The 9,918-nt window shown below is 64.8% G+C and carries 8 protein-coding genes; 2 read left to right on the top strand and 6 right to left on the bottom strand.

The features are described 5' to 3' along the window. Positions 1-153: 153 nt before the first annotated feature. Together VGH68_RS18485 and VGH68_RS18480 are read right to left on the bottom strand one after the other, a co-directional pair. On the bottom strand, positions 154-1,113 hold the full coding sequence (locus VGH68_RS18485) for a hypothetical protein (protein ID WP_331605120.1): 960 nt from the start codon (positions 1,111-1,113) through the stop codon (positions 154-156). 7 nt (positions 1,114-1,120) lie between these two features. Continuing rightward, a complete protein-coding gene (locus VGH68_RS18480) occupies positions 1,121-2,149 on the bottom strand; it encodes an acyl-CoA thioesterase (RefSeq protein WP_331605119.1) in 1,029 nt (342 codons plus the stop codon). Here VGH68_RS18480 and VGH68_RS18475 point away from each other — a divergent pair. Then, positions 2,148-3,896 carry an AMP-binding protein gene (locus tag VGH68_RS18475; protein WP_331605118.1) on the top strand — a complete coding sequence of 583 codons (1,749 nt, stop codon included), beginning with the start codon at positions 2,148-2,150 and terminating at the stop codon, positions 3,894-3,896. The two genes, VGH68_RS18480 and VGH68_RS18475, sit on opposite strands and share 2 nt — an antisense overlap. An 80-nt stretch (positions 3,897-3,976) precedes the next feature. Beyond that, positions 3,977-5,539 carry a long-chain-fatty-acid--CoA ligase gene (locus VGH68_RS18470; RefSeq protein WP_331605116.1) on the top strand — a complete coding sequence of 521 codons (1,563 nt, stop codon included), beginning with the start codon at positions 3,977-3,979 and terminating at the stop codon, positions 5,537-5,539. Positions 5,540-5,658: 119 nt separating this feature from the next. Here the strand turns inward: VGH68_RS18470 and VGH68_RS18465 are convergent, their stop codons facing one another. The 4 genes from VGH68_RS18465 to VGH68_RS18450 all read right to left on the bottom strand — a co-directional run. After that, positions 5,659-6,426, bottom strand: a complete 768-nt coding sequence (locus VGH68_RS18465) for an enoyl-CoA hydratase/isomerase family protein (protein WP_331605115.1) — start codon at positions 6,424-6,426, stop codon at positions 5,659-5,661. A 19-nt stretch (positions 6,427-6,445) separates the two neighbouring features. Then, positions 6,446-7,630, bottom strand: a complete 1,185-nt coding sequence (locus VGH68_RS18460; RefSeq protein WP_331605114.1) for an acyl-CoA dehydrogenase family protein — start codon at positions 7,628-7,630, stop codon at positions 6,446-6,448. Further along, positions 7,627-9,147 carry an AMP-binding protein gene (locus VGH68_RS18455; protein WP_331605113.1) on the bottom strand — a complete coding sequence of 507 codons (1,521 nt, stop codon included), beginning with the start codon at positions 9,145-9,147 and terminating at the stop codon, positions 7,627-7,629. The genes VGH68_RS18460 and VGH68_RS18455 overlap by 4 nt, the downstream gene beginning before the upstream one ends. 20 nt (positions 9,148-9,167) lie before the next feature. Further along, on the bottom strand, positions 9,168-9,918 hold a 751-nt coding region (locus tag VGH68_RS18450), incomplete at its 5' end, for an electron transfer flavoprotein subunit alpha/FixB family protein (protein WP_331605112.1).

The following is a 9,918-nucleotide window of genomic DNA, read 5'->3' as shown; positions in this document are numbered from 1 at the left end:
TCGGCGACCACACGGGTCGGCCAAATCGGAACCTGACACGAACGCGTCGTTCAGCGCGGGGGGATAGCTGGTAGGTCGCGGAGTAACCGTGGTTCGGCACATGCAGACTGATCCGCTGGTTGGGATCCGCCGCTGCTCCCGTGCATAAATTGGTCAGCCTGCAAGACGATTTCGCTCCAGTCTGTCTCGCAACGCGGCGGACAACGCGCGTGGCTTTCCGCTCGCGTCCAGCACGCTGATCTCGGCGATTGCGAGGCCTGTGCAACGGCCCTCCTGAAAGAGCGCTTGCGCCAACGTGAAGTGTGTCGGCCCTATCTCGCCCATGACGCCAATACAAGCACGCATGGGCGCCGGATAGAAGGACTCTCCCAGCATCGAAATCTCGTGGCGCGCGACATGCCAATAGCCGGCATCGCCATGCACAGTCACGCGACCGGTTAGCGCCGCCTGAAAGGCCATCAAGCCATTGTCGTGATAGCGGGTGACGGCGACGTTGTTCACGTGACCGATGGCGTCGGTATCGGAGAAGCGTGTCGGGTATTCCTCGATGAACGGATAGGCGTACGCCTGTTTCGGCAGATCGGCGTCGCCGTGACCGACAGGCAACGCATCGGCATGCGGCCAGACATGGCTCAGAAAGAGTAGGCGCAGTTCGGGCGGCGTGGGCGCGGCGTGCATTTCATTGTCTACGGTCACACCGATGGCCCGGCAGAGCGATATGCAGCGTTCGCCCTGGAACGCGGCCAGCGCGAAAGCGTAAGAACTGCGCCCCACCTCTCCGATTGCTCCCGCCATCTCGATCGGCAGATCGTGCCGGGCGGGGCTGAGATGCTCGAACGTAATGGCGCGCAGCAGGCCCTTCCATTTATCGAAGCCGAAGTTTTCGTGACCGAGGATCTCGCGCATGACCAGCGTGCGCGTGTCTTCGTAGAACTGCGCCATGCCGACTCGGCTGACAATGCCGTTCTCGACGTCGCTCCAGCGGATCGGCAACGAGCGGAAGTGAGGATACGCGCTGCGCTGCAGGCGCTGTGGATTACGGGCCAATAGCTGGCCGGGCCGGAGCTCGGTGGGGATCGCGACTTCGCTTCGGCGCAGGAGGGTATCGGACATAGGTCAATTAAGAGGGACTGGAATTGCCGTCGGCGCAGTCGTCCGGCATTCCGGGCGCATTGAAGGCCCCGTCATGCTCGAGCCATCCGCGGCAGAGACTTTCCTGGGCAAGGCTGGCGACAAGGCGGCCATCTCGCGCATACACGCGGGCGATGCTCAGCGCGCGCGAGTTGCCCGAACCGGGGCTGCTTGCGTCGACCAGCAACCAGTCGTCGGCACGCACCGGGTGGTGCAACCACATCGTATGGTTAAGGCTCGCGACGTACAGGCCGTTGCCGATCTTGAGGTCGAGGTGCGGCGCGAGCCCGGTCAGCGGGAACCAGTAATCGGACAGATAGCCCAACGCGGCTTGCTGAATCCGGGGTTCATCGGGAAGTGGACGCGCGACGCGCACCCAGTAGCGAAACGCGGCATGGACTGCGTCGCGCCGGAACAGGAAGCCTTCCGGGTCGACCGGACGCAACTCCAGCGAGCGCGACAGTCCAACGCGCTTGCGCACCCGCGCCGGCAGCTGGTCGGCATGGGTGAGCAGCGTGTCGCGCAGCGTCGGCAGGCTGTCGGGGTCTGGCATGTTCGCAGGCATCGGCTGATGAAACGTCGGACCCGGTTCGCCGCGATGAAACGAGACGTTCGCGCTGATGACGATGCGCTCGCCCTGGGTGCCCAAGACCTGCTGTACACAGAACTGGCGGCCCTTCATCAGTTGACGCACTTCGTAACGCATCGGCTCGCCAGCGCGTCCCGCGGTTAGAAAATTCACCTGCACGCAGTGCGGCGCCGCATCGTGAGGTATGTCCTCCGCCGAGGCAGCGGCAATGGCCTGGCCCACCAGCTGGCCGCCGAATACCGCCCCATGCAGATTGAGATCGGCATGGGGGCTATACAACGCGCCATCATCGCCGCGCTTGAGCGAGAGCAGCACGCTCAGGTCGCGGTGGTCCCAGGCGGGGTCGCTGCCGAGATCGGGCTGAACGGTGTTGAACCGTTCAGGAATCTCTCGTGCGGCCGCCGCGACCGGCTGATCGGAAGACTTCATGAGCTGTGCAGGTGTCTCTGATGTATTGATGGTCCGTCAATGGTATCCTAGAATCATATTAATGATAAAGCGGATTATGGAGCGAATCATGTCGGAGACTGTGCGGCTTTCCGGGCGCGAGAGCGAGTGTGTCTGGGCGCCGCCGCTGGAGCAGCGACTCGAGTGGCGCGCCCTGGGGCTGCACGGCGAGCGAAATCTTGGGGAGGCTTTCGCTCAGGCGGCCGCTGCATTCCCGGACGCGCCGCTCGTCATCAGTACGGCAGCGGGCGAAACCCGCATGACGCTGGCGGAGTTGCATACGCGCGGACTGGCGCTCGCCGCCGCGTTGTCCGCCGAAGGGCTCCGCACGGGCGACGTGCTCGCGGTGCAATTGCCCAACTCGCTCGAAGGCGTGTTGGCGCAGCGTGCTGCCGCCGCTTTGGGCGCGGTTTTTCTGCCCATCGTGCCGATCTACGGCGCGGCGGAACTGAGCGAGATCTTGCGCGATGCGAATGCCCGCATGCTGGTGCTGCCCGCGGCCACGCGCCACGGCAGCGCGCAGGCGCTGCTCGACGCGCTCAATCCCGCGCGCACGTTACCAGGGCTGTGGCGGACCATCGTTGTCGGCGAGCCCGCAAGCGGCAACGCGCTCAGCTGGAGCACGCTGATTCACGAGGTCGGCAGCGGTGCCGGAATCGTGCTGTCGCCCAGTCGCGCCGACGCCGACGATCCTGCGCTCCTGATCTACACGTCGGGAACGACGGCGGCGCCGAAGGGCGTGCAGCACAGCGCCAACACGTTGCTGGCCGAGAGCCGCACGGCGGCGCAGCACCGCGCGAATCCGCTGACCGCGCAGCTTTCACCTTGGCCCACAGGACATATTGCCGGACTCGTCGTGCTGCTGGAACATGCGTTGCGTGGACGGCCCACCGTGCTGATGGACGCGTGGGATCCCGCGCGCGCGGCGGCACTCGTGGAGCGCTTCGAGATAGGAGCGAGTTCGGGCACGCCCTTCCACCTGACAGCGCTACTCGATGCAGCCGATGCCGGGGGCCTCGCGCTTGCTACGTTGCACGACTACCTGACGGGCGCCGCGCCGGTGCCGAGCGCGCTGGTGCAGCGTTGTGTCGAGCGTGGTATCGCCACCTATAGGGCCTATGGTCTCTCCGAGCATCCGACGGTGACGCTCGGCTGGACCGACGATGCGCTCGAAACGCGCTTGCATACCGAGGGTTCGCTGTCGGCCGGCAACCAGATCCGGACCGTCGACGAGGCGGGCTGTGACGCGCCGCGGGGCGAGGACGGAGAAATCGTCACGCGCGGACCGGAGCGCTTCCTTGGCTATCGCGACACCGCGCTGAATCGTGCTGCTTTTCTTCCCGGTGGCTGGTTTCTCACGGGGGACATCGGGCACCTGGATGCCGAAGGATTTCTGCATATCACCGACCGTAAAAAGGACATCGTCAACCGAGGCGGCGAAAAGATTTCGTCGCGGGAGGTAGAGGAAGCGTTAGCGCTCCTGCCGCAAGTTGCCGAGGTCGCTGTCGTGGGCTCGCCGGATGCACGTGTAGGCGAGCGGATCTGTGCGTTCGTGGTTTGGCGAGAGGGCAATCCGCTCGCTCTCGATGAAGTCGCCGCGCATTTCGCAGGGCTCGGCAAGGCGCGTCAGAAAACGCCGGAAAGGCTGGAAGCAATTGCCGCGTTGCCGCGCAATGCGGCTGGCAAGATCAACAAGCAGGCGCTACGCGAGCGGTTGCGTGCCATGTAGCGCGTGGCACGCAACGGCTGCCGGCACGCACCCGGCCGCGTCGCTATCTGCCTTCTGACCAACCGGTTTCGAGGAAACTCATGCAACTGACCCGTCCGCTGCACCTTGCATTGACCGACTGCCCGCACCGCACCGCTCTTGTTGACGGCGGGCGACGCGTCGCTTATGGCGAGCTGGCCGCGCGCGTTGCGCGGCTGGCGGCGCTGCTGCGTGCACGAGGTGTGTGCTCCGGCGATCGCGTGGCGCTGCTCGGAATGAACAGCGCGCGCTACGTCGAGGCGGTCTATGCCGTGTGGTGGGCGGGCGGCGTCGTGAATCCGGTGAACATCCGGTGGACCGCGGCGGAGATGGCCTGGTCGCTCGACGACAGCGAAACGCGCTGGCTGATCGTCGATCAGGCGTTCGCAGCGCAGGCGTCGGTGTTGCGGGAGCAATCGCATTGTCTCGCCGAGGTCCTCTATTTCGATGACGGCGTGCCGCCAGCGGATGCTGTCGATGTCGAAGCGGCGCTGGTCGGCCTCGCGCCGATGGAGGATGCGGCGCGGCAACGCGACGATCTCGCCGCGCTGATGTACACGGGCGGCACGACCGGCAAACCGAAGGGCGTGATGTTGTCGCATGCCAATCTCTTCATCGGCACGCTGTCGGCGAGCGCCTCGGTGCATCGGGAAGCGGGCGCGGTGGCGTTGACGTGTGCGCCGCTTTTTCACGTCGGCGCGGTCGGCCATCTGCTGCAACTCGTCGGGCAAGCAGCGACCGTGGTGTTGTTACCCGCCTTCGATGAAGTGGCGATCATGCGAGGCATCGCCGACGAACGGGCAACGGAGACCTTTCTGGTGCCCACTATGCTCAAGCGCCTGATCGATCACCCGCGTTTCGGTGAATTCGATCTGTCGTCGTTGCGCTCGGTGCTCTACGGCGCGGCGCCGATCGACGAAGGGCTGCTCACTCAGGCATTGTGCGCGATGCCCTCAGCAGGCTTCGTACAGTTCTACGGCATGACGGAACTCTCTCCGGTCATTACGGCATTGTCTGCCTCGTGTCATTGGCCAATTGTCGACCAGGCGGCACGGGCACGTCTGCGCTCGGCCGGGCGCCCCATTCCGACGGCGGAAGTGGCCGTGATCGACACCGCTGGCCAGTCGTTGCCGCCGGGGCAGGTGGGCGAGATCGTCGCGCGCGGCCCGATGGTCATGCAGGGTTACTGGGGGCAGCCGCAGCTGAGTGCGCAGACGCTAAGAGGCGGCTGGATGCACACGGGTGATCTCGGACGCTTCGATGATGATGGCTTTCTTTATGTCGTCGATCGCCTGAAGGACATGATCATCACCGGTGGTGAAAACGTGTATTCGGCCGAAGTGGAAAACATATTGCTGCTGATGCCCGAAATTGCGGCTTGTGCGGTGGTGGGTGTCCCGGATGCGATGTGGGGCGAGCGTGTGCACGCCGCAGTGGTGCTCAAGCCCGGCAAGGCGATTAACGGGGATCGGGTCATCGGTCACTGTCGTGAACTCCTGGCAGGCTACAAGTGCCCGCGCAGCGTCGAATTCCGCGATGCGCTGCCGTTGTCGGCGGCGGGCAAGCTGCTGAAATATGAAGTTCGTGCCAGCGCGCGGGTGACGCCCGAGGGCGAAACCAGGTAGACGCGAATGAACCGCGCGCTGCTTGATGCGCCGAGCGGTGCTCCATGCGCCGAGCCTCGAGTTGCTCGGGCGCATCGGGCCACGATGCCGCGCCCCGTACGGCCGTTTCCCTTGTGCGTCTATCGTCCTTTGAAATGCGCGGCGCGTTTGCCGAAGAACGCGTCACGGCCTTCCGCAAAGTCGTCCGATGCGATAAGCAGCGCCTGGGTGTCGGCTTCCCAGTCGAGCATCGCATCGAGCGTGAGCGGTTGGCGAGCCAATGCGGCCTTGGTCGCACTGATGGCACCAGGTGCCGCGGCCGCGAGACGTTGCGCCCACGCGAGCGCGGCGGGTAGCACCTGGCCGTCCTCGGCGAGCACATCGGCGAGACCGGTCGATTTGGCCTCGGCGCCACTCATCACCTGACTGAACATCACCAGCTCGCGCGTGCGCCCGATGCCGATGCGCTGCGGCAGTGTCCACAACGCGCCCCAGTCCGGCATGATACCGACCTTGCCATACACCGCGCCAAACTTCGTCTCGCTATCGCAGACGACGAAGTCGCACAGCGCTGCAAGCGAAAGGCCTGCGCCGAACGCGGCGCCTTCCACTGCCGCGACGACCGGTAGCCGTCCGGCGCTGATCAGGCGCAGCAGGCGATGGCCGGCGCGCATCTCGCCGCGCATCTCGAGACCGTGGGTTTTCAGGGAGTCGAGCGAGCCGCCCGCGCAGAAACTTTTGCCGCCGCTCAACACCACCGCGCGGCAACCGGCGTCACGCTGCAACGCCTCGAGTTCGTCCGCGAGCGCGTCGGTGAGCGCGACCTCCAGCGCGTTGCGCTTGTGGGGCAGATTCAAGGTCAACTGCACGACTGCATCGTGACGGGTGACGAGCACCAGATCAGACATAAAGGTCTCCGCAGAAAGATCAGTGCGCCGGCTTTGCGCGGCGCAGGATGTTGTTGGCGATGCTCCAGCGATGAACTTCCGAGGGGCCGTCGTAGATACGGAATGCGCGCATATCCGCAAAGATGCGCGCGACGATGGTGTCGCTCGTCACGCCCTGGCCGCCGAGAATCTGCACGGAGCGGTCTACTACCCGCCAGCAGGCTTCGGACGAGATGACCTTGGCGACGCTCGACGCATGACGGCCCAGATTGTCCTGGTCGAGCGTCCACGCACAATGCCAGATTGCGAGGCGCGTGACGTGCAGGTCCATCTCGTTATCGGCGAGCATGAAGCCCACGCCTTCGTGCTCGCCCAGTGTCTTGCCAAACGCCCTGCGTCTCGCTGCGTAGGCGGTGGCAATGTCGTGCGCGCGCCTTGCCTCGCCGAGCCAGCGCATGCAGTGAGTCAGGCGGGCGGGTGAAAGCCTGATCTGCGCGTAGCGGAAGCCTTGGCCGGGCTCGCCGAGCACATCGGCGGCGGGCACGCGCAAATTGTCGAAGCGCACGACGCCATGGCCGCCAGGGAAGCAGGTATCGAGCGCGTCCATCGTGCGTTCGAGCGTCACGCCGGGTTGATTCATATCGGCGAGGAACATGGTCGACTGGCCGTCGAGTTCGCCGCCTTGGTGCCTCGCCATGATGATGGCGAAAGCTGCGCCGTCAGCACCGGTGGTGAACCATTTGTGACCATTGATCAGATAGCTGTCGCCGTCGCGCGTTGCGGTCGTCATCAGCATGCTCGGGTCCGAACCTGCGCCGGGGTCCGGCTCAGTCATACAGAAGCATGAGCGGATCTTGCCCGCGGCGAGCGGCACGAGCCAGCGTTCCTTGTGTTCCGGCGTAGCCACGACTTCCATCAGGTGCATGTTGCCTTCATCGGGCGCGGCGATATTCATTGCCACCGGACCGAGCGGCGAGTAGCCGGATTCTTCGAACACGATTGCTTTGGCGCGATGGTTCAGGCCGAGCCCGCCCAACTCCGTGGGCATATGCGAAGACAGCAGGCCGGCAGCCTTCGCGCGGGCGATCAGTTCAGCGCGCAGATCTTCGGTCGGCCCGTGAGGGGTGCAACGCGGGTCGCGCTCGAACGGAATCACGTCGCGCGCGATGAAATCGCGCGTGCGCTGCTGGAGATCGAGCAACTCGGGAGTGAGATCGAAATTCATACGGATATCTTCAAAAATGTGAAGCGTTCGCGCAGGTGTCGTTTGAGCAGCTTGCCGGTAGGAAGGCGCGGCAGGCTATCGACAAACTCCACTGCTTTGGGGCACTTGTAGTGGGCGATATGGCTGCGGCAATGTTCGATGAGCCGTGCGGCCAGCGCAGCGTCGGCCTGCACGTCCCTGGCGGGCACGACCACGGCGAGCACCCGTTCGCCATATTCCGCGTCCGGCACGCCGATCACTGCAGCATCGGCCAGTTCGGGATGCATGACCAGCAGATTCTCGACCTCCTGAGGGTAGATGTTGACGCCACCCGAGATGATCATGTGCGACACCCGGTCGGTCAGGTAAAGATAGCCCTCGGCGTCGAGATAGCCCATGTCGCCGACCGAGGTGCGGCCTTGCGCGTCGTGCACCGACGCGGTCTTGGCCTGGTCGTTGTGGTACGCGAAATCCATCCCGCCTTCGATCCAGATGACGCCCGGCTCACCGGTCGGCAGTTCCTTGCCGTGTTCATCCAGAATCCGCACGGTGCCGAGCACCGGCCGTCCTACAGAGCCTTTATGCGTCAGCCATTCCTGCGGAGCGATACGGGCGAAGCCACTGCCTTCCGAGTACCCATAGTATTCGTAGATGATGGGCCCCCACCAGTCCATCATCTGTTCTTTCACCTGCACCGGACACGGCGCGGCCGCATGCACGGCGACCTGAAGGCTGGACAGGTCGAACGCCTCGCGCTCGGCACGGCTCAGCTTGAGCAGTTGTACGAAATGCGTGGGCACCATCTGCAGATGCGTCACGCGATACTGCTTGATCAGGCGCAAGACCTCGCGAGGATCGAACCGCTCCATCAGAATCACCGTGCCACCGCGCCGCTGCACGGCCATCGTCCAGCCCAGCGGGGCGGCGTGGTAGAGCGGGGCGGGGCATAGATAGACGGTTTCGGCGTCGACGTTATAGGCGTCGGTAATCAGCGATTCCCAAGGTGGCGTGGTGCCGTACAGGTCGAGCGCGAGGTTGCGCTTGATCCCTTTGGGCTGGCCCGTGGTGCCGGACGAATAGAACATCGCCTGACCTTCGCGCTGATCGATCAGGCGGTCCGAATCGGCCCGCGCGAGCAGCGCCGCGAGTCCCCTCACACTGTCTTCGATGACGATCACGCGTTCGAGCGATTCGGCCTTGAGCGCGGTCACCAGCGGCGCGAGCGCCCTGGAGACGAATAGCCAGCGCGCCCCCGAGTCCGCCACGATATGCGCGACCTCATTGGGTTGCAAGTGCCAGTTCACCGGCGTGTAGTACAGGCCCAGGCGGTGTGCCGCCCACGCGGCGACAAAGTACTCGAGCCGGTTTTCTAGCAGTATCGCGACGTGATCGCGCGAGCGCAGACCCTGCGCGGCCATCGCCGATGCAAGGCGCAGCGAGCGGGCGCTCAATTCCGCGAAGCTCAGTACGCTGCCGTCGCCAGCCAGCACGGCGGCGGGTTTGTCCGGCAGCAGGAGAGCCGTATCGTCAGGTTTCATGGTGGAGGGTTGACAGCGGATTACAGCGCGTTGACGAGTTCGGGGATCGCGACAAACAGATCCGCTTCCAGCCCGTAGTCCGCGATACCGAAAATAGGCGCCTCGGCATCCTTATTAATGGCCACGATGACTTTCGAGTCCTTCATGCCGGCTAGATGCTGGATCGCCCCGGAAATTCCGCACGCGACGTACAGGTCGGGGGCGACGATTTTGCCGGTCTGCCCGACCTGCCAATCGTTGGGGGCGTAACCGGCGTCGACCGCCGCGCGGCTTGCGCCGAGCGCTGCGCCCAGCTTGTCGGCCAGCGGCGTAAGCACCTGCATGAAGGTTTCATTGCTGCCTAGCGCGCGGCCGCCAGAGACGACGATCTGCGCGGCAGTCAATTCGGGGCGATCGCTCTTCGTGACTTCGCGGCCAACGAGGCTGCTGCCGGCGTTGTCGCATACCGGTGCGATGGTTTCGACCGGCGCTGTGCCGCCTTGAGACGCGGCGTCGAACGCGGTGGTGCGAACGGTGACGACCTTGATCCCGTCGCCGCTCTCCACTGTGGCGATAGCGTTGCCGGCATAGATTGGACGCTCGAATGTCGAGGCGTCGACCACGCGGATGATGTCGCTGATCTGAGCCACGTCGAGCTTCGCCGCCACGCGCGGCGCGACGTTTTTTCCGCTGGCGGTGGCAGGAAACAGAAGATGGCTGTAGTGCCCTGCGACGGCGAGCACCTGGGCGGCCACGGATTCGGCCAGCCCGTCGCCGAGGCGTGGGTCGTCG

The sequence above is a fragment of the Paraburkholderia sp. genome (assembly GCF_036488505.1).
GTDB lineage: Bacteria > Pseudomonadota > Gammaproteobacteria > Burkholderiales > Burkholderiaceae > Paraburkholderia.
This window is presented reverse-complemented; position numbering and strand designations above follow the sequence as displayed.